Origin of the sequence: Haloarcula salinisoli (assembly GCF_019599405.1) — an archaeon.
GTDB classification, from domain to species: domain Archaea; phylum Halobacteriota; class Halobacteria; order Halobacteriales; family Haloarculaceae; genus Haloarcula; species Haloarcula salinisoli.
In genome coordinates, this window is sequence record NZ_RKLQ01000005.1 from 181936 (window position 1) to 203895 (window position 21960).

General features: G+C 54.5%; 14 protein-coding genes. 7 read left to right on the forward strand and 7 right to left on the reverse strand.

Features of this window, described 5'->3' with window-relative positions:
* Nucleotides 1-93: 93 nt before the first annotated feature.
* From EGD98_RS19185 to EGD98_RS19195, 3 genes are all read right to left on the reverse strand, one after another.
* Nucleotides 94-2283, reverse strand: coding sequence for a hypothetical protein (locus EGD98_RS19185; protein WP_220589963.1), 2190 nt, complete (start codon nt 2281-2283; stop codon nt 94-96).
* Nucleotides 2284-3015: 732 nt separating this feature from the next.
* Nucleotides 3016-3792, reverse strand: coding sequence for a hypothetical protein (locus EGD98_RS19190; RefSeq protein WP_220589964.1), 777 nt, complete (start codon nt 3790-3792; stop codon nt 3016-3018).
* A 92-nt stretch (nt 3793-3884) separates the two neighbouring features.
* On the reverse strand, nt 3885-4421 hold the full coding sequence (locus EGD98_RS19195; RefSeq protein WP_220589965.1) for an HNH endonuclease: 537 nt from the start codon (nt 4419-4421) through the stop codon (nt 3885-3887).
* 16 nt (nt 4422-4437) lie between these two features.
* Here EGD98_RS19195 and EGD98_RS19200 point away from each other — a divergent pair, with 16 nt between their 5' ends.
* From EGD98_RS19200 to EGD98_RS19225, 6 genes are all read left to right on the forward strand, one after another.
* On the forward strand, nt 4438-5613 hold the full coding sequence (locus EGD98_RS19200) for a PD-(D/E)XK nuclease family protein (protein ID WP_220589966.1): 1176 nt from the start codon (nt 4438-4440) through the stop codon (nt 5611-5613).
* A 384-nt stretch (nt 5614-5997) separates the two neighbouring features.
* Nucleotides 5998-9294, forward strand: coding sequence for an ATP-binding protein (locus EGD98_RS19205; RefSeq protein ID WP_220589967.1), 3297 nt, complete (start codon nt 5998-6000; stop codon nt 9292-9294).
* Nucleotides 9291-9908 carry a DUF7680 family protein gene (locus EGD98_RS19210; RefSeq protein ID WP_220589968.1) on the forward strand — a complete coding sequence of 206 codons (618 nt, stop codon included), beginning with the start codon at nt 9291-9293 and terminating at the stop codon, nt 9906-9908. Before EGD98_RS19205 ends, EGD98_RS19210 begins: the two co-directional genes overlap by 4 nt.
* A 7-nt stretch (nt 9909-9915) precedes the next feature.
* Nucleotides 9916-12771 carry a DUF1156 domain-containing protein gene (locus tag EGD98_RS19215; RefSeq protein ID WP_220589969.1) on the forward strand — a complete coding sequence of 952 codons (2856 nt, stop codon included), beginning with the start codon at nt 9916-9918 and terminating at the stop codon, nt 12769-12771.
* Nucleotides 12771-16409: a helicase-related protein gene (locus tag EGD98_RS19220; RefSeq protein ID WP_220589970.1), complete on the forward strand. Its 3639-nt coding sequence runs from the start codon at nt 12771-12773 to the stop codon at nt 16407-16409. Before EGD98_RS19215 ends, EGD98_RS19220 begins: the two co-directional genes overlap by 1 nt.
* 69 nt (nt 16410-16478) lie before the next feature.
* The gene (locus EGD98_RS19225; RefSeq protein ID WP_220589971.1) at nt 16479-17285 is read left to right on the forward strand and encodes a recombinase family protein; all 807 of its coding nucleotides are present in this window, start codon (nt 16479-16481) and stop codon (nt 17283-17285) included.
* A gap of 140 nt (nt 17286-17425) precedes the next feature.
* Here the strand turns inward: EGD98_RS19225 and EGD98_RS19230 are convergent, their stop codons facing one another.
* Nucleotides 17426-17857 carry a helix-turn-helix domain-containing protein gene (locus EGD98_RS19230; protein WP_220589972.1) on the reverse strand — a complete coding sequence of 144 codons (432 nt, stop codon included), beginning with the start codon at nt 17855-17857 and terminating at the stop codon, nt 17426-17428.
* Nucleotides 17858-17989: 132 nt separating this feature from the next.
* Between EGD98_RS19230 and EGD98_RS19235 the strand changes: the two genes are divergently transcribed.
* Entirely contained in the window at nt 17990-18565 is a 576-nt protein-coding gene (locus EGD98_RS19235; protein WP_220589973.1) for a DUF8170 family protein, read from the forward strand.
* A 39-nt stretch (nt 18566-18604) separates the two neighbouring features.
* On the opposite strand, the gene EGD98_RS19240 is transcribed toward EGD98_RS19235, so the two are convergent.
* From EGD98_RS19240 to EGD98_RS19250, 3 genes are all read right to left on the reverse strand, one after another.
* A complete protein-coding gene (locus EGD98_RS19240) occupies nt 18605-19285 on the reverse strand; it encodes a class I SAM-dependent methyltransferase (protein WP_220589974.1) in 681 nt (226 codons plus the stop codon).
* Nucleotides 19282-21228 carry a copper-translocating P-type ATPase gene (locus tag EGD98_RS19245; protein WP_417936059.1) on the reverse strand — a complete coding sequence of 649 codons (1947 nt, stop codon included), beginning with the start codon at nt 21226-21228 and terminating at the stop codon, nt 19282-19284. The genes EGD98_RS19240 and EGD98_RS19245 overlap by 4 nt, the downstream gene beginning before the upstream one ends.
* Nucleotides 21229-21707: 479 nt before the next feature.
* Nucleotides 21708-21905 carry a heavy-metal-associated domain-containing protein gene (locus EGD98_RS19250; protein WP_220589975.1) on the reverse strand — a complete coding sequence of 66 codons (198 nt, stop codon included), beginning with the start codon at nt 21903-21905 and terminating at the stop codon, nt 21708-21710.
* Between the last annotated feature and the right edge of the window lie 55 nt (nt 21906-21960).

Below are 21960 nucleotides of genomic sequence, written 5' to 3' on the forward strand. Positions count from 1 at the left end.
GTATCTTTCTCCGTCACGACTTGGTGTTCGTCCCATGGCCTCTCCGGTATCGACTGGTCGACTATTGAGAGAACCGTGCTTTTACAGCTATGATTAGAAATATCGGTATCTATCTTCAGGCATATAATCAGAATCGTCGATTGTACGTCTTATTTTAGCAATATATTTCTCCTCGTTTTCAGTTAAATCTTCACAATCTTCGGAGAATTGGCTTTCATCGATCATCGACTGAATGTGCGAAAGGATTTCCCCGTTTGCCTTAGAGTTGCTCGAGATGATATTGGTGTTTTCAGAGAAAATGTCGTATAAATTGGAGATGGCCTCTACGCTGATAAAGTGGAATGAGAAATCCGTATCTCTCTCAATCCGCTCACGAGCATCCTTATTTAGGCTTCCGGACTCTGTATTTGAAAAGAGGAGTTCTTTTGAGACGACGAAGACCATCTGGTCGCTTTCTGTAAATACACTACTGCCAGAATCTTCCAAATCTTGTTTTGATTTTGTCAGTTGCGTCTGAGGGATGCTCTTGCTCTGCTTAGAGTCAACAAGATAATGACTGCCATTTAATTTTAATCTTCCATCTGCCTCGTTTTTCCCACCTCCAGGAAGGTAATCCCGAAATAGGTATCTCAGTACCACATTTACGTGATCCTCTATATCATATCCAGCCTGCTGTTTGCTGTCATGGGATTCGCGGAATTGCTCAGGTTCCGAATAATAATCCTGTAGTATCTTTACCGATCTGCGTGCTTCCTTCTCAACAAGCATTTCTTGTTGGAATCTGAGTTTTCTCCGGGTAGCTCTGACAATATATCGAACTACATCAGTATGCGATTCAGAAATTAGAATCCGGTGATAATTAACTTGAGTGAGGATAATATTGTATATTTTCTCAAATTTATCTGGGCGCGCTCTGAACGGAATAATAACCCTATAAAATCTTCTATGACTATCCTCAGCGTCATCAGAATATGACTTCACGGTGAGTTGTATCCGGCTCTCTTCTGGCTCCTCAATATCTGCTATCCGATGCTGTCTCCCACCAATTTCAATGTCCTCCCCAGTTGCGTCACTCAAAACGCTATGTATCTCCTTCATCAGCGATTCTTTGTTCAACGGAATATCCTCCTCTTTAGAATCCGGATTTATAATGCCTTTATCGACTAACTTGTTCATTCCTGTATCCGAATCTATATTTTCCAAAGAATTATAGTACTTATCCCTGTAATTCTTGTGGGTTGTCAGTAGCTTATTAAAATAGTACGATGGTGGTTTGTGGTATGGTTCATAAACATCAATGCCATACCTCTCAAGTATATCTTCGATAGTGTCTCTTAGTTCTTGTTCAGTTTCAGATATTTCAAGTGAAATCTTGATAAACTCTCGATTATCGCTCGTTCGCGAGAAAGTCTGGAAATTCAGCTCGAATTCAACGTCTTCTTCTTCAGTCACATATACAAATTTACACTTGTCTACCGCCAGTAAATCCTGTTTATCTTGTATTAGAAGATCGTAATCAACGAATTCTTGTACCTCAATAACCCCTTCTCCGGAGGAGACAGAAAGGGAAATATTCGAGTTTCCTCCTGAGATACGAATATCTCGCAGAAAAACATCGTGAGACTTCAGTTTTTGTACGAAGAGTGGATCAATGTCCAAGTCATCATATGAGTCGGGCTCCTCGTCTTGAAGAACAATATTGTCGTAGTCGTGCGTCGCATAAACAAATCCGTTTCTCTGTGTCTTATTTCCTGAAAGCCTTATTTCGTCTTCCGCCTCGTTTATTTCCAGTAGTAATGGTGGATAGTACTCTTCTTCAGTCGGTCGGAGGGGTTCAACATACTCTCTTGAACTCTTTTCCCCGACATAGATTATCCGCGGGTCAGAATCATTACTGTTTAGTACAATATTATCTTCTTTGTCGACCTCGGATAGAAAATCATCAATAGCTGTACCTTCGTCCAGCTTCCTTATGTCATTCACTCGGAATTCTTTATCAAATCTTGCATCAAGTAATTCTCTCACAAATTCCTCAAATTCAACTTCAGAAAACTCCGAGAATGAAACGTCGTATGCGTCCGAGATTACGTCAGCAACACTTTCCCAAAAAACATCGTCTGTTTTATCTGTTGAGTCATATTGCTGTTGCAGTTCCCTTACTGTCGTACCATGGCTTTTCAACGCATTCCTGGCTGATCGGAAGATAGTAGCACTTTTTCTATTAAAAAGCAGAGGTAGAATCCTTTCTTTTAAAAACGTCTTCTCAAGGTGATCTCCTCTCATGTATCCCTCTGTATCTTACTGTGACATAGATTAGAAAGAAAGCGATTAGCCATTTTGCCGTTCAACATATATGACCACTATACTAATAGAGTATTAAAGGTTATTCAATAGTTAATTACCAATTACAAAAATATCGTCTTTTGACCCCCCCAAAGATGGCGGTAAGGGTTTAATCGTCATCCCAAAGTCACTGCGTCAGAAACACTCTTCGAGCGACACATAGCACAGACAGTCAGATTGTTACCCGTACATGAAAAATACTAGATTATTATCGTACTTCGGGCTACCATTACCAAAGGAACAATTTCTCCAAACGCTGTTTGGCAAGACACGACGTAACAGCTGTTCAGTCTCGTGTTTCAACGCGATACAGCCGCCCCTGGTTCGGTAGACTCCCATTCAGGGCCGCAATCGCCTGCTGCCACGCCTCAACGCTAGCGAACCCGCTTAGTTGTTGATATGGCGCCAGCGCACTCGCCTCAGTCGGGTCAACCACCCCGATCTCCTCGACGGTGACGTCACCCTCTTTCGTGCCCAGTCGGGATTTGCGCCACCACGTCTCCCCGGTGGTCCGGGCTGATTTCCGGAAGGTCACCACTTCACCATGTTCACGTAGTTGGCTGCGTGCAGTGTCATTAGCGAAGATAATCGGGCCGACTGTCCCACCAGGTGATGATTGAGGCATCGGTCTCTGTATGGCGTTTTGACACCCCTCTCTCTAGAATCTTCTGTTTAATCCCAACGAGAGAGGGCGCCCTGTCCCTGAGGTGTCACACCCGCATCGAGCATATCCTCGTCTGAGAAGCGAAGGACACTGATGATGATATACGCCTCTCGTTCGTGATTGAGATTCCCGACGAAAAAGTAGTGATTCATATTGTCGTCGTTGAATCCCAGCGCGTCAATAACACCATTGACATCGTCATGCTTGTCCCAATAGCGATAAACACCCCACTCAATTGTATGCTGGTCGTGATACGTTTTTGCAGCGCAGCCTTCACAGCGGTATTTGATATAGAGATCTTGTGGGTAGTCCGATTTCCCCTTTCGCTCGTTCATTTCGAGGTCCATTTGAACAGTGCTGTCCGGGTTCTCGTCGATATAGACATCCATAATCTCGGCCGGTTCAACCAGTCCGAGACTTACTCGTTGCTCGTTCAGTCGAATCGTGCAGTCGCCAGCTAACTGGTCAACCAGCTGAATCTGCTCTGATTTTGAAACCGTGTCGACGTGTCTGATTTTCTTGTGTAGGTCTCCCCAGTCTTCTTTCGAGCCAGCGATTTTGTAACTCTCGTCTCTATTGTCTTGTGCTGGCTCCTCTACTGGCACCGAAACGACGTTCCACCGCTTGCAATTGTCCATCCACAGTTGCGTGGGATACAAGCGAATGTAGCCATGGGTGTCGGAGTAGCCGCCCAGACACACTGTGTGCCGACCGTCACGAATTGGTTCTGGCGCTGCCCGGCCGAGAATAATCAAATCACGAATCCTGTCAACCTCTTGTGACACGGGTGTTCCGATATAGAACTCATCACTGTATATAAAACTCATGGTGGTTGACAGAGGGGGTCGGCGCCAGCGATTCCGAAAGCGACAGACGGTTATTGAAACTCAGTCAAATCGACCTGCGCTCCACCAAGGTCAAAATCATGGTCCAAGAACTCTTTCGACTCATGGGCTGAGACTGTCTTTGTGTTCAGAATTTCGGGGCCGATATCGTCTAACCGTTCGTTGAGCCGTTCTCGTTCTTGTTCGGTAAGCAGCAGGTCCGCTTGCGTCTCAATCTGAAGTTTTCTGAGTTGCCCCTCGATTGTCTTTGCTTCCATCTCAGCATGACACGACCGACAGAGTGTGACAAGATTTACCGGCAGATGTGCATCAAGCCCTTCGGGAACTTTTGTGTCTGGCACAAGGTGGTGCACACTCAACCGTTCATCTCCTTCTGGTTGCTCGCATCGCTGGCAGCGGCCAGCATCCCGATTCCGGACTGCTAAGGCGATTTGCTCAAAACGATCTCCTCTATCTTGGCCGTTGTGATTTGGCATTGTAATAAACAGTGTCTGGTTACGGACTTGAAGTTGTTCCACGAGGGAGGTTTCTACGGTATGGGATGTAGCACCACTATTTTCACCACTCATCGCACAATACCGGTCCGTGAACAAATCTAGCATCGAGCACCAATTAGCGGACATTCGGCGACAACTAAGCGAAACCGAATCGCTGCCTCTCCCAACGTTGGAGATTATCGGGCAGTCACAGCAGGAGCGTTACTGGCAGTCATTGCTCGTGTACTTTCTTGACCCCGACAGCCCCCATGGGTTCGGGTCGGATGTCCTAACAGCATTCTTGGAGGCGATTTCGTCTCATCCAAACATAGCATTCGATACGCCTGTGCACGACGCGACACGGGTCACCATCCAATCGGAAGTACCCACAGGGAGCGGTCCTGTTGATTTGTTACTAGCACTCGATGACGAGTGGTTCCTCTGTATCGAACTCAAAGTCGCCTCGCCGGAGACAGGCGACCAGACGGTTCGCTACGCATCGGCGCCAACCATTGGTGACATCGTGGTGAGTGAGCATGCTGGTACGGCCGAGTATGTGTATCTCGCACCTGAAACCGCTCAAGCACCTTCCTCCGAGGAGTTCGTCGATGTCTCTTGGCGACACGTCGTCGATCAGCTTGAGGACGTACTCCACGACGGACAGGGGCAGTATCCAGCGAAGAGTAGCGCACAACTCGCCGATTACCTCGATACGATCAAACGAACACTGAACATGACTAACTTAGACGGCATCTCCACGGAGACGGCATTGTACACCGAACACTTTGAACTGATTGACCAGCTCACAGAGGCCTATGAAGCTGACAAACAACGACTCTTCCAGGCACTTGAGGAGGCGTTTTTCGCTGCGACGGATGTTGACCCAGCAGACTGGACGGTCAACAACCGCGGGACAAACTATATCAATTTTTACAAAAACGCTTGGCAGAACTTGGATACAGGTACGTCTATCGAGTACGAACCACACGTACACCTGAAGCGCGACCAGCCACGGATTTGGCTCCGACTCGACATTGAGCACGGTAATAAACAGACTATCCGTGAGGAGTTTCGTGCGTTGCTGAGCGACGAGGAGCTGGCAACACTGGAAGCGAATGGGTGGGACATCGTCGATGGTACCTATGCTTATTTCGCCAAGTCAGTGCCTATCGATTTCGAGTCTCCAAACGAGTCGGTTCAACGGGCCACGCAGGAACTGCACCAACTCGGTACTGTCGTTGAGCCACACATTGACGAGGTCGCGGCGGCTCACCGGCACGAGTGAGCTTCCACTTCGGGTTACTCAACAAGGCTACTGAGGCCCGGCCTATTGAGGTATCACCCAAATCATAGAATAATAATTGCAGAGAATAACCGGAATTATAAAAACATCAAAGCGCAGTGTGGCGTTCCAATAAGCACATATAATGCAAAATTACTTACCAAAAAGTTAAGTTTACTATTTGTTTACACTCAGATAACGCCCTGATTATGAATGCCATCAGCAAAGAACCTCTCACGTTCACGAGACCATGCCCATGATTCGAGTTAAAGACTGGACAAAAGAACAGCTCGAAGACATCAAAGATGAAGAAGACCACACTTCCCTCGATTCAGTGGTCAAATCACTTCTCAAAGAACGCCAACCTGGGTCTAATTCTGCCGACGAATGAGTGACACTACCCCCACCACGACAGAGGATCATAGCCTTCCCAGTATTTTCGACAGCTGTGACCCGCGGCAGGACGTCCTCACTGGCGAACTCGCTGAGGACCAATTCGCAGCTAGCCTTGCCGACGTCGCCCATAGCACCGACGCTCCTGACGTCTACGCTGACCCACGCCTCTTCTTCGAGAAAACCTATCCCACCAGCGGTCTGCAGGAACTACTCACGCGTCTCGCGACTCGTTTCGTTGGGGCACACAATGATGACTACACAGGTACCAACGGTATCCTTCGTCTGGACACCAGCTTCGGTGGCGGAAAAACACACAATCAGATAGCTGCATACCATCTCGCAGAATCGCCCACTGCTGTCCCAGATCTGTCCAACTTCATCACTGACCAGGATATCGCAGATGAATACACTGACGCTGCCGCACTCGGTCTCGATGTCAATTCTGCTGTCTTCGTTGGGACCCATGTTGATGCTGAAGACGCTCGCTCGAACTACGATGATCCCGACGCCCCCGCAACGAACACGATGTGGGGCGAGATGGCGTACCAACTCTTCGGGCGTGAGGGCTACGAGTTCCTGCGTGAGAACGACGAAAATCGCACTCCACCAGGAACCACCAAGCTTGAACGGCTCTTCGAGCGCAACGACAATCCCTCGCTCATTCTCCTCGACGAGATCGCAGCCTATCTCGAACAGGCTGCTGCCGTGGAGATTGGCGACTCCACGCTCGCAAAACAAACGAATACCTTCCTGATGTCGCTGCTGTCCGCGACACAGAACAATGACAACGTCACTGTTGTCCTCAGTATTGCGGATACGGCCTTTGCCGACCAAGCTGAGGACGTTCGCGGTCTCGTCTCCGAGACGATTTCGGAGTTCAACAGCATCAGCGACCGCGTCGAAGGGTCCATCACTCCGACCGAAGACAACGAAATCGCTGCAGTCCTTCGACACCGCTTGTTCGAGAGCGTCGACGGAACCGGTCGCGATGCGACTGTAGACACCTACGCTTCCTTCTATACTGGGGATCGCGACTCCTTCCCCGACAGCACAACGAGTCCAGAGCATCGAGAACGGCTCGAAGATAGCTATCCGATTCATCCAACGGTAATCGATACGCTCACAGAGGAACTCGACTCACTTCCGTCGTTTCAGCGAACTCGGGGTGCGCTTAAGCTCCTCTCTCGCGCGGTATACCGACTCTGGCAGCACCAGAACGACAACCAGGAACGCCACTTCGTTCGCTTGTTCGATCTGCACCCCTCCGATGGTGACGTCCGCTCAACGCTCCTTCGACTGTTCGGCTCGGTTGATATGGACTTCGAGGCCGCAATCAAAGCGGACATCTTCTCCGAAGACGGGACTGCGAACGGGGAGGAAGAAGACCGGAACTGGGTCACAAATGGACATCCACCACTTGGCACACAGCTCACGACGACGATTCTCTGGAAGAGCATCGTCAAGGGTGCCGATGGTAGGGGTACCACACGCCGCCCACTTCGACATGCTATCGCTAATCCCGAAGTTGAGTTGGCCCACTACGATGATGCACTGAATAACCTCCTCGGCGAAGGTCGGCTGTCTGCGTGTTTCTACCTGCATGGAGACAACGGGGAGAAAATCCAGTTCAAATCGGAACCGAACCTGACGAAACTCGTCGACTCCGTCGTTGAACATCTGCAAGATGGGCTTGCCCGCCGGCACCTCGAAGAGGCCCTTGATGAGGCGCTCGGTCAGGGCAGTCTCAATGTGATCGTCGGACCTGAAGAGCCACACGAGATTCCGGATACAGCTGATGAGGCTCATCTGTGCGTGATGGACTTCGATACGGTCACGATTACTGACTATGAGACTGTTCCGGAGACCATCACCACCCTGTTCAAGAACACGGCATCGTCGAGTGGTGGACAGAAGACCCCGCGAGTGTACAAGAACAACGTCGTCTTCCTCGCGGCCAGTGCGAACGACGTCACCGATGCAAAGCGGACCGCAGAACGTGTCGCCGCTATCAAACACATCCAGAACAATCTCGGCGACCAGTACGAACTCAACACCGAACAGCAGGACAAACTCGGTGAACGTCTCGATAGTGCGAAGGGCACGCTTGATCAGGACATCAAGAAGGCGTACACACATCTCTACTTCCCGACTGGGAACGGGCTTGCCCATCGGAACGTCACGACCGATAGCACCATCCATCAGAGTGTTATCGAGAAACTCGACGAGGCCGGCGCAATCATCCCCGAAGGTGAGGACGCCTACGGTGTCGATTGGTTCGAGGCGACGATCTGGAACGTCGGTGCGAACTCGATGACGACACGGGCCCTGGAAGAACAGTTCGGGAAGCGCCAGGATGCGGAGATTCTCTTGTCGCCGATTCCCCTGCGGAAGACGATTGCTCGTCTTGTCCGTGACGACGGGTACGCGTACTGGGATGGGGACCAGCAGACTGGACACTACAAATCCGGCACAGAACTCTCCACAGACGACCACGAGCTTGAGGACGCGATAAATCTCCATACCGATCTCCGCTACCAGGACGTCAAGCTCTCACAATCACACACGCTGTACACCTCTCTTGACGAGTTGATCGACGACGTTGGGAGTGAAATCGAGTGGGAGGAACCCGATGATGAAGAAACGGAGGACGAGACAACCGATGGCGATGATGACGAGACCATCGGCGGTGGCGATGGTGGTTCGAGTGGTGGCGGTGGTGACGAACCTGAACCGTTCAGTAAACTCATCGAGGTTCGCACCTCCGAACCGGCACACGTCTCCCGTGCACTGCAGGAGATGCGGGCCGATATCGCCGATGAGCTCACCAGCGCTCGCGAGGAATACGATGGGCATCCTGACGAACTGACACCGATTGTGGAAGGCGTGTGGATCCGCATCGACGGCGCTGATGCGTGGAAAGGTGCCTGGTTCACTGCGAATAAACTCAGCAATGATGAGGATTTTGCGGAGGACACCATCATGAACTTCGACTACGAGGCCAACGACGGGGCTGCCTCGAAATCGGAGTTCGAAGTTGACTTCGATGGCCGCCCGGACGTCTTCGCGAGTCATCTCCGGTTCAGTATGGAGCCGGAGGATCTCGCAGCCCCTGACGGCGGTCGTACCGCAGAGGCCGAGTTCGCCATCGAGTTCAACGATGCCAATGACCGTCTCTACGGTGATACGTTCGATGCGCTTGACGAACTCCTCGCGGTCGACAATGCGTTCACCGTTACAATGCACGCACAGATTCGCGTTGTCGAGTCCAGTGAGGTGGCGCAATCATGAGCCACGGGATAGCAGAGGGCAATTCGTTCGCCTTCACCACCGGTGCATACGGGAATCGGCCCACGTTCGTCTTGACGCGGAACCGGGTTGACGACCAGCACGAAATATCGCTGTATGAGCTGGCTCCCCATGATATCGCGACCGCTCGCCGGGACCGGTTCGAGAGGACCGGCAAATCTGTGACCATCTCAGTGTGCGAGCTAGACGAGGCTATCGTCGGTGATAGCTCTCCGTCTGAACTCCCTGGAAGCGACGATACGGCATACGACTGGGATGACTGGTGTGCGATTCGTATTGCCACGCTGCGTAGTGGAGCGTTCAGTGAGGTGAGTTACCTCATTGAAGCCACTTTCCGCGATCTGGATCTCGATCCCGAGACAGTCTGTACAGGAGACCCAGCAAGCGTGAGTCTTCCCGAAGCGGCCGGGGTTCGGCTTTCGATTGCGTTCCGTGCCATGAAGCCGATGCGCCGCCGGGACCGTCTCCGAGAAGTGGCGAAAGGCATCGACCAGATGAGCCTGGGTGAGTGCTACTACTGGCACGCCAAAGCTCGCTCACCCTCCTCTCCCAGTGGTACGAAAGCGCTCCGCGTCCTGCTCGCCGATCATATCTAATAAACCAATGTCTGAGCAATCATTCACCGACGAAGAGGGTGTACCAGATAACGTCGCCATCGAGTCGAAGCTACCCTTGAATGCAATCGACATCGAGAGCCAGAAAGACATGGAGTCGGGGCGCTACCACTCCCTCCGGAGCCTCCACAAGTGGTTTGCCGCCCGGCCGACGCCGGCAGTCCGGCTCGCCGTTCTCGCATCGGTGTATCCGGGTGAGATCGACTCCGACGAACTCCTCCGGCTGATGAAGATCGGGCCGAAGGAACTCGACAGCGGTCTCGCAGAGTTCGTCGAGAACAAGTTCACCGAGGAGAAGGGGAGCGGCACCCTCGACGACCACTACGGCTATCCGAACCCCAACACGCAGTCGCCGACAAAGGCGGAGATCGAGAAGCTGCAGGGAACGCTCCGGGAGGCGTGGGGCGGGGACCTGCCGACGATCCTCGATCCGACTGCTGGCCGAGGCATCATCCCCTTCGAGGCGATCCGCTATGGCCTCCCGGCGAAGGCCAACGAACTGAACCCCGTCCCGTCGCTCATCCTGAAAGCGGGGCTGGAGTATGCGCCGAAGGTCGGGTCACTCGACCCAGATATTCGGGAGTGGCGAGACAAGATCCACGAGACAGCCAAGGAGAACATCGAGCCATACTACCCGACGGAGGAGCCGGACCGGCAGATCCTGAACTCCGCCCTCACATACATCATCCAGTGTGATTCCTGTGGAGGGGAGATTCCACTCGTCTCGAAGTGGTGGCTGAACAAGGACTCCGACGGTGGAGATGTTACAGTACCAGTATACGAAGATGGAGCAGTTCGCTATACGTATTCTCGGGTAGAGAGTTCTCCAGACGGATTTGATCCTGATGAAGGTCCTCTTCGAGGAGAAAGTGCCGAGTGTCCTCACTGTGGGGTCATCAACCAACAGGAAAGCGTACAGCAGAAGATCAAAAGTGAAGACTTCGAATTCAGCATATACGGAGTAAACTACGAAACAGCCACAGGAGAGCGCAAATATAGAGCAGGGAACGAACTTGATGAACAGGGGATGGCAAAGGCAGCCGAGAGAGTCGAATCTGACTTTGACCTTCTAACCTTCCTGAGTGAGCCGGTTGACGTGAGTAGCCGGATCAGTGATCCCAGTAGTTATGGAATGGAAGAATGGCGAGACATATTCACCCCTCGGCAACTCGTAGTCCAGTACGAATTTTATAAATCATTCGAGCAGTTCAAACCAGAGATTCGTAGTGAGTACGATGATGAGACGGCAAATGCCCTCCTAACAGTACTCACTCTGTCTGCGAGCAGGTCTATGAACTACAACACTCGACTGAACCAGTGGCGAGACCTATTCGGCTACGGTAGCCACCTCTTCACCGATAATAACCTCATTCTGAAGAAAATGTCTGTGGACAACAACTTGTCTGCGCCACGGCGAGGATATCGGAAGCACTCCGACCATGTTATCGATTCTTATGAGACCCTCGTTTCTTACGTGACTGACATGGAGCCGGCTGATGTGCTCTCTTCGGATGCTGCCGATCTGACCTCTCACTGGGAGCCGGGAAGCGTAGATGCAGCAATCGTGGATCCGCCGTACTACAGCAGTATCATGTACGCGGAACTCTCGGACGTGTTCTATGTTATCCAGAAGGAGTATCTGGAAGACGTCCACCCCGAGATTTACGGGTCGAATCTCACCGACAAAGACAACGAGGCGGTGGCGAACCCGTATCGGTTTGAGGAGATCGCCGACGACGAGCAGTCGAAGGATGATCTCGCAGACGAACACTACGAGAGCAAGATGGAGGAGATCTTCGCAGAGGTGCAGGAACTCCTCAGCCCCGGCGGCGTGATGACCGTCATGTTCACCCACCGGGAGATGGACGCGTGGGACACCCTCACCTCCGCGCTCATCAGTGCGGGGTTCACCATCACGGCCACTCACCCCATCAAGACGGAGATGTCCGACCGGATCGGCGTCCAGGGGAAAGCCAGCGCCGACAGTTCCATCTTCCTCGTCGCTCGGAAAGAGGAGGCCCAATCCCCTTCACGGACGCTCTGGGAGGAGGTTCAGGACGACATCCGACAGGCGGCCCGGGACCAAGCCGAGGAAATCCTCGATTCAGGGTACAACATCTCGAAGACGGACACGGCCATCGCCGCCTACGGCCCGACGCTCCAGAAGTACGCCGAGGAGTATCCCGTTGTGAACAAGAAGGGCGAGGAGATCCGGCCCCGGGAGGCGCTGAGTCAGGCCCGAGAGGCGGTCACTGGCGTCCTCGCAGAGCGGTTCCTCAAGACGGACGGTATTGAACAGATTGACTCGCTTTCGCGCTGGTACATCCTCTCCTGGCTTATATACGAGAACGACACAATCCCCTACGATGAGGCGCGACAGTTGGGCGTGGCTGCCAACGTCGATATTGACAACATCAAGCGTTCAACAAAAATCTGGGGTAAGAGCGGCAAAGACATCCAGCTAAAGGACCACACTGATCGTGTCCAAGATATCGTCATGCTGAAGAGCGACAGCGCAGATAACCCGTCCTCTCGGAAGTACCCGGTAAACCCGACTGACACACGGTTTACTTACAACATTGATGCTGTCCACTCAGCCATCCACGTCTACGAGCGGGAGGGAGCGCGCGCAGCTTGGCAGTGGCTCTCGGATCGAAACCTCAAGTCCAATCGGGAGTTTGAGGTGACAGTTACCGCGCTACTGGAAGTACTCCCCGCTGAATCTGATATGCGTGAAACTCTTGTTAATCTCGTCTCTGGTGAGACCGGCGATTACCTTGACATCAACCTCAGTCATATCGATATGACGAAAGAGGGGCAGACCGAGCTCAGCGATCACCAATAATGACCCTCAGGGACGTCTCGTGGGAGCCGGTGTACGAGAGCGAGTTCCGGACCAACCGGACGCTCATGGAGACGTTCTACCGGCCATTCCTCAACGAGGTCATCCGCTACGACCGGCTCGCCGGCTATCTGAGTCTGCGTAGTCTGGCGCACGCTCTCGAAGGGGTTGACTCCCTCCTCGAGACTGATGGAACAGTACGTGTCATCGCTGGAGCCGACCTCCAGAAGCGCGAGAAGGGAGCGATGTTCCCTGACGCAGATGAACCCCTCGAACCGTGGGTTGAGTCCCAACTCACCATCATCGCGACCCTCCTCGACCGCGGCGACCTCCAAATCAAGGTCGGCGACCCCAAAGGCGGTGACGGGCTCTTTCACCCGAAGCTCGGCATCGGTGTGGACCGCGAGGGCAATAAGATCAGCTTCGAGGGGAGCATCAACGAGACGCTCAGTGCGTGGCAGTACAACTACGAGCGCTTCAAAGTGCATCGCTCCTGGAGTCGCGGCGAAGCGAAGTACGTTGAGGAAGATGTCTCGACGTTCAACGCGCTCTGGAACGGCTTCCATCCCTCCGTCGATGTCTTCGAGCTCGACGAAGCTGCACGCCAGGACCTCATCGACTGGAAGGACACCGATGGAACGCTCGACGAACACGTCGAACGCGTCAAGAATCACGACCCCCAGAAGACCGTTCCGGAAGACGATACCGCCGGCGTTGTCTCAATCGCTGGGCGCACGCCGGGAGGAATCCATCTCGCAGAGGAGATTTCTACTGTTACGCCCTGGCCACATCAGCGGACGATTTCCGATACAGCAGTCAGTATCTATCCGAATAACCTCTTGTTCTGTGACGAGGTGGGGCTCGGCAAAACCATCGAGGCAGGCCTGACCCTCTCACGGCTGATGCAGGTGGGTGAGGTAGAGACCGCTCTATTTCTAGTGCCCGCAGGCTTGGTCCAGCAGTGGCAGAACGAACTTCTGGACCGGTTCAACATTCACGCCTACTACCACGAGCGGTCCTACGACGGTGACCATATGATTGGGCCTCTCGGGGACGCAGAGAATCACCGCATTACGACGTCCGGAACCACCGACGCCGACACGTGGGAAAACACACCGATTGGATCGTTTGTTACTGAGAGAGATGGGCCGACCGTTGTGATTGAGTCGTGGCATACCGCCCGCCGCGAAAACAATCAGACGCATGTCGCACCACGGACCGACGATGACGTGTGGGATCTGACGGTCGTAGACGAGGCACACAGCGCCCGCGAAGAGACGAAGCTCTACGACCTTCTTGGCCAGGTCGAAGACGCTTCGCGGTGTCTCTATGCGCTTACAGCGACGCCCATGCAGCTGAACGTCGGCGAGCTCTACGACCTCCTCCGGCTGTGTGATCTACCCCAAGGCTGGGATGACAAGGAGCGATTCGTCGAGTTCTTCGAGACCCGACAGGCACTGGGGGATAGCCTCGACACTGTCGGCTCTCGCTATCAGAGTATCACGGATGGCCAGCAGCAAGTCCTCCAGCAGTTCCAAAAGGAACTAGACCTCGAAGAGGGTGAGGGACGACCCAAGATCGAGCGCATCGGGCAGCTCATCCACGAACACCTCACGTCAAATCCGGGCTATGACAAGCAAGCCAACGCGCTGGTCGATTCGACAACGACAGAATCGATCCAACAGCGCAAAGCCCTTGAGAAACTCGTCGGTGTCCGAGAGACTTCGTCTCGGTTCGACGATCCGCGCTCGCTCATATTCGACTGTGGCCCGACAGAGTGGAGTGCGTTAGTTGAGGCATCCCAGTGGGCGACACCAGTGCAGTCCCGTATTTTCCGGAACACACGTGCGGTTCTGGAGCAGTGTCAGGAGATTGGGTTGCTCGACGATACGGTCCCGACACGGGATGTCGAGACGAAGCGGATTGAATTGGGAGATGCAGCGCCGCTCTACGATCAAGTAGAGCAGTATATTGATGAAACGTACAAGCAGTCACAGAAGGTGCTGACCGGGAAGGAGAAACTGGCGCTGGGCTTCGTGATGACCACGTACCGTCAGCGCCTGACGAGCAGTTTGCACGCGATCACGCAGAGCCTCCAGCGTCGGATGGAAAAGCTCGACGAGAAGGTCGAGGACATGACCGAGGAAGTCTCCGACCTCAGTCAAGATGCCGGTGTGACGGAGGCGACAATCGACGAGGCGATCGGGCAAGCATCCCTTGACGCATACCAACCGAGTAGCCGTGGCGCAGCGGATGTAATTCAGGCGGAGCGGGCTGCTCTCCAAGAGTTCGTGGATGATCTCAACCAAGCACATACAGATCCGAAGATTGCCCAACTACGCCGCGATATCCGTTCGCTTCGACAGAGCGCTCGGGATAACATCATTATTTTCACCCAGTATCACGACACACTCGAACACATCCGTGAGACGCTGACTGATACGCATCCAAACGTCGGGACATACAGTGGTGGGGGTGGGATGCAGTTCGATGAGCCGACCGGCAAGTGGGTCAACGTCGGCAAAGAAGCCATCAAGCGTGACTTCACTGATGGGGATACGAATATCCTGATCTGTACAGACAGCGCGAGTGAGGGGTTGAATCTCCAGACTGCTGACGCGTTAATCAATTTTGATCTGCCGTGGAATCCGATGCGTGTCGAACAGCGCATCGGTCGTATCGACCGTATTGGGCAGAAGAACGAGGTCGTGAAAATCATCAATTACGCATACAAGGACAGCATCGACGGCGATATCTACGAAGAACTGGAGGGACGGTTGCAGCTGTTTGAGAACGTGGTCGGGCCGATGCGTCCCGTCTTGAACAGTATTGAACAGGATATCAAAGACGCCGTCATGGGAGGGTCCGGGTCCGAGGACACCCAAGCGGCTAGTGAGCAAGTCGTTGCCGAAGCAGATTCCCGGGCGAAACAGGCTCAACAAAAGGCTGAGGAGACCGGTCTAGCGAGTCAGTCAGGTGAGGCGGCGACACGAGAGGCGATTATCGAAAGCTCTGGGCTTGATGGATGGGAGCCGTATTGCTATCCGGCCTTCGAAGAGGTAGGGACTGGCAATCGTTCGTATGAACCGCTCGTAAGCTTAGAGACCATTGAGACCCAACTCACGCAGAGCGACCGGCTTGAGGCAGCGGAGTGGGGGTTCACTGCATTGCGGAATCACACTCGTGCCGATGGCTTTGACGACGTCGTCAACGACGCCTATGTGCTGGCATTACCAGACGAGGGCGAGGTCGCGATACCGGACTCATTGGGTGAGACAGCACAGGCAGAACTCGGCGGTGGCAGCGGCATTGTCGTGACGTTCAAACCAGAAATCGCTGAAAAGTATCCGTCGATTCGATTGCTGCTACCTGGCGATCCGCTGTTTGCAGCACTCGTCAGAGAAGCAACCCCTGAGACAATGGACTGTCTGGAATTCGTCTGCGGGCGGCGTGGAACGAGCGGGTCTGCTGTTACTCGCAGTAACGATCTCTCTGATGCAACACAAGCGACTGTTGTGGAGCCAGCGACGACGAGTGAGGGGGTTGATGAGCTTCTTGGTGGAACCAGTACATTCAGGGAACCCGATGAAGCTGAGCAGGTTGTTTTGGACTGGCTATCGAAGCTCTCGATAGATCGCTAAAAGGAAGTGCTTCCTACGGACCCCTCAAAAGGTGGATAACTTATACACTCGGTCGAGGCCGCAGAAAGTATGCCCGAAATCGGCATCTACGCCCGTGTCTCGACGACAGACCAAGACCCACAACGACAACTCGACGAACTTCGGGAGTTTGCCAGAGACACGTACGATGAGCCAGAGATTAACGCCTATGCAGACATCATCGGTGGTACTGAAACTGCCCGTGGTGAAGAGTACCAGCGGCTCCGTTCAGATATCGAAGACGGTTCTTTGGATGTAGTCGTCGTTCACGAGCTGTCCCGACTCTCCCGACTCGGTGCTGGCGAAATCCACGACTTCCTCGAGTTCTGTCTTAGCCATGAAACCAGCATTCAAGATTTAGAAGTCGGACTCGAAATCAGCCTTGAGGATGACCTCGTCGATAGAGCTGTGAGTCAGCTGATTGCTGGTGTGATGGGCGACCTCGCTCGTGTCGAGCACAAACAGAAGCTCCGCCGGATTCAATCCGGCATCGACGCTGCAAAAGAGGCCGGCCGATGGACTGGACGGCCCCCGGCGGGGTTTGACGTCGAAGATGGCTATCTTCAGGTCAACGCTGACGAGTTCCTAACTATTCGACGCGCACTCGAACGCATTGAGCAAGGCTATACATACGCTGAAGCGGCTGATGGAACGCCCGTTGCCGAGTCAACGTTGCGAGTACTCCACGATGACCGCCGTGACCTCTATTTCTACGCTGCAGCTGCGGATGAGCGGCTTCAAGCCGCCGCGCAAGAACTCGAACCACTAGAGAAACCAGATATTCCCGATGACACTAGACTCCCCGAGCAGGACATCCGAACTATCGTTCGCGATGAGATCCATCGCCACCAGCAGTAACTCTCTCAATGCCACCAGCTGTAATAGCAGACCTGCACTGTGGCTGCGCTCACTCAGAGGGTTGACCATTATCCTCTGAATAGTTTGAGCACACTCACTAGCACGTGTTAGAGGTCCCCTCTCTCCAATTCCGACGGCCTTCAGTCTTGATCGCCCGGACGGTCGACGGCTTCAGCGGCCTCAATTTCGTCTGTTTTCTCGACTTCGGCGAACATGGCGCGATACGCATCGGGCTCAAAGAGGTTGTTTCGGTCGAAGAGGTCACGGGCAGCGTCGGTGAGCTGGAAGAACCGATACGGCTGGCCGCGTTGGAGCCCTTCCCGGTCCCGTTCGACAACCTTGACTAGCCCCACCTTCTTCAGCCGGGAGAGATGATCGGTGAGTGTCGATGCTGCGACGCTCGGATTGTAATATTCGAGCTCCTTCTTCGAGGGTGCTCCTTTCGGATGGCCGACGATGGTGCCGATGATGTTCGCGCGGGTTGTGTCGTCCAGCGAACCCAACGCTGTAATCGGATTCAGGCCGGACATCTCCTCGCTGGGCCTGAATCGGGTGGAATCGGGGCGAGACATCGTGTATGGATTTTCATCGTCCAGTCAAATAACCATTTCGGTGAAAATCGAAGTGGTATCTGAAGTTTCCCCGCGTTTCACTTTCAGCCCGTTTTCCGTACCGTTAGGTAGCGGTGGTTTGTGATGGCCAATATGACTACCGACGATGGAATGCGGGCAGTTATCGACAAATTGGGTTCGACACCTGGTGAGACACTCACACCTGAACGCGTCGAGGCAATTCAGACGGCGATGCATGAGGAGCTCGGTCGGTTCATCAACACGACATCGTACTTCGTACTCGGTTCGTATGCTGAGGAGGAGCGGCCACGACTGGAAGCAGTACGGGACCACCTTGCGTCCGAGGTCCAGCATTCAAGCACGGACGAAGAGGTTGAAGCGTTCCTAATGGACGAGATTCTAGATATTTCGGAGTTCTTTACGTCGAAATTCAAGCTCTTAGCGAGCTACGCTGACAATATCGTTGGCGTGTACGAACACTCCAAGGGAGGCCATGCCTGGGAAGCAGGCTACATCGACCAGCCGACGTATCGGGACCGAACCAGAGCGTTCTACCGGTCCTACGATACTGAGGAAGAAGAGTATGCAGCCTATGACGCGATGTTCGCACACTACCTGTTGTCGATGGAGCGGGTCGACCGTGCAAACACCTGGACGGACCCAGATGACCTTCTCGAGGAAGTACGGGCAGCATATGTAGACCAGTGAGGTGAGTATCACCCACACGGACGCAACTGTGGAATTGGTTCAGTCTCGTTTCTTCCCAGTAACTACATAGACAGTCCCTCCGTGAAACGCCTTCATAGAGACCTCCGTGAACATATCTTCGACAGACCGTGCTATTGGAGCGTCGGGATACCAGTTGGTAATGTACGCGGAGACGCCTTCGACGAGCGGGTTGAGCCAGCGAAGCGGTGCAGTCTGGAACGACCGAGCGTCGAGAACTGCAATGCGTCCTCCGGGCCGCAAAACGTCGGATATTCCCGCTACGACTGCCTCGACATCGCCCATCGCGCTCAAGGAGAGTGTCGCGCACACCCTATCGAAGCGGTCATTCGCCAGTGGCAGTCTCCTAGCGTCGGCTCGAAGTACTTCGACTTCACAGTCCAACTGTTCGCCGCGTTCCTTCGCCCGCTTGACCATGCCGGGGCTGGCGTCGACGCCCACGATAGTCCCAGTCGGACCAATGGCGTCGGCAAGACGCTCAAAGTTTGGACCGGGCCCACATCCAACATCGAGGATGGTATCACCGGGGTCCAGCGAGAGGGCGGCGACCGTCCGGTCGCGAAATTCGCCCGTGCGGCCAAGAAGAAAGGCCGTGACAAAGGCGGCGTACACCCGGTCGTGTCGGCTCCACCAGTCGTAGACGCACTGGCTGTGCGTGTGGTTGCGACGGTCGAAGGCCCACTGGCGGAATGGGTCAATCACGAGAGATCGACCCCGCGGAGCCGACGGGCGTTGATCGCGACGATGACGGTCGACAGCGACATGAACACCGCACCGATAGCGGGCGACAGGAGAATACCGATAGGTGCGAGAACGCCGGCCGCTAGGGGAAGGGCAAACACGTTGTACCCGGTCGCCCAGACGAGATTCTCCTGCATCTTACGGTAGCTCGCCTTCGAGAGTTTGATGAGTCGAACGACGTCGCGGGGGTTGTTCTCGACGAGAATGATATCTCCCGACTCGATTGCCACGTCTGTCCCCGAGCCGATGGCGATACCGACATCCGCTCTAGTTAGTGCCGGGGCGTCATTGACGCCGTCGCCGACCATCGCGACCAGCTTCCCCTCGGACTGGAGCTGTTCGACTTTCGTGTCTTTCTCCTCGGGGAGCACTTCAGCAAAGTACTGGTCGATACCGAGTTCTTCGGAGACGGCCTTCGCGACGTCTTCGGAGTCGCCGGTTAGCATCGCCACCTCAATATCCATCGCGTGTAGTGCGTCGATGGCCTGCCGACTTTCCTCCCGGATGACGTCTGCCAGCGCAAACGCAGCGACGACCTCGGATTCGTCTTGGATGAGGTAGATGACAGTCTGGGCGTTTGAGCCGGCCTCATCGGCGAATGAAGCGATAGACGATGGTCTGTCGATGCCGAGCTTCTCGATTAGGTTGGGACCGCCAAGATGGACTAGCTCGCCGCCCACGGTTGCTTTGACCCCGAGCCCACGGAGGTTCTCGAAGTTCGAGACACTCGCTCGCTGGACGCCACGTTCGTCGGCGGCGGTCCGAATCGCGCGAGCGATCATGTGCTCAGAGTCGCCTTCCACGCCAGCAGCGACCTCGAACGCTTCTTCTTCGGACCAACCAGCTGCCGTCTCGACACCGACGACACCTTGCTCGCCCTTGGTGAGCGTCCCGGTCTTATCGAACATCACCGTGTCCAGGTTCCGAGCTTCCTCCATGGCGATACGGTCGCGGATGAGCATCCCGTTTCGGGCGGCCGTCGACGTGTTGATTGCGACGACGAGCGGGACAGCCAGACCGAGTGCATGTGGACAGGCGATGACGAGCACCGTGACGACGCGTTCCAGTACGGCGATGTTCAACCCCACCGCAATGACCCACGCCACAGCCGTGATGGCCGCCACACCCAACGCGGCGTAGAACAGCCACCCGGACGCCCGGTCGGCGAGCAGCTGTGTCTTTGACTTCGACTGCTGGGCGTCCTCGACGAGTCGCATGATGCCGGCTAGTGCCGTTTCGTCGCCCGTCTTCGTCACGCGGACCCGGAGACTGCCATCTTGATTGACCGTCCCAGCGACGACGTCTGCGCCCGGCTCTTTGTCCACTGGTCGTGATTCGCCCGTGATCATCGACTCGTCGACTGAAGAGGCCCCCTCGACGACTTCGCCGTCGGCGGGGACACTCGCTCCTGGTCGGACGAGCAGTACGTCTCCGTTCTGGAGCTCTGACACGGGCACTTCCTCGGTATCCCCACTCTCGGTGACTCGCTCGGCCGTGTCGGGCATGAGCCTGGCGAGTTCGTCGAGTGCACCGGAGGCCGCCCTGACCGACCGCATCTCTATCCAGTGACCGAGCAACATGATATCGATCAGCGTGACGAGTTCCCAGAAGAAGGGCGTCGTCCCGGGAATAAACAGGCTGGCGACAGAGTAGAGAAATGCGACTGAGATTGCCATCGAAATGAGCGTCATCATCCCCGGTGACCGGTCTTTCAGCTCGGGAATCGCCATCTTGAGGAACGGAATGCCACCGTAGGCGAACACGACCACCGCGAAGACTGGCGTTATCCAGGTGCTCCCGGGAAACGCCGGCGAGGAGAATCCGAGTGCCCCTTGGATGAACGGGCTGTAGAGGAGGACGGGTATCGACAGCGCCGTCGAGATGAAGAACCGCCGGCGGAACATCTGTTCGTGACCGGCGTGCATTCCACCGTGACCGTCGTGACCCGCGTGGTCGCCGTCTTCGCCATGACTATCGTGCGTATGCTCGTCGTGTTCCGTCCGCTCGTGTATCTCCCGTTCGGCTTCGTCGGCCCGCTCGGCCTCCTCTTCGAGCAGTTCCTGTTCGACGCTGGAATCGGGATGGGTCCGTGAATCGTCTTGCTGTGGACGGTCGTGCTGGTGCTCGCTGTCGGGCGTAGCCGCTCCATCGCCGGCAGATTCGAGTTCACAGATGCGGCAACAGGAAACAGCGTCGTCTGACTGCATAGCAGCGCGGTGGTCCCGTGGCTGTTCGTTCGGCGGGTCGTGGTCTGGGGGGTTCTTCATGTGTTGTCTATTGGTACCGTCACCCATTGTACTATCTACACGCCAACACTATCGCGTACGGCCGGCGGGAGGACTCGAATAAGAACCACAGTAGCAGCCGTCAGCACGCCGTGAGTTCAAGCGTGTGCAGTATATCCCGCGTCTTCGACAGCCTCCACGAGGCTCGATACCTCTGTGTCACCCTCGACAGTGGCCTGTTCAGCATCTCGATCGGCGGTGGCACCGGTGACGCCGGAGACATCCGCTAACGCGTCTTCGACTGTCTGTTCACAGTGTCCGCAGGTCATCCCTTCGACGGTGATAGTGGTGGACATACAGTACTAACTACGCCTCGCTCTTTTATTCGGATTGTCCTTTTTTACCGAAAGT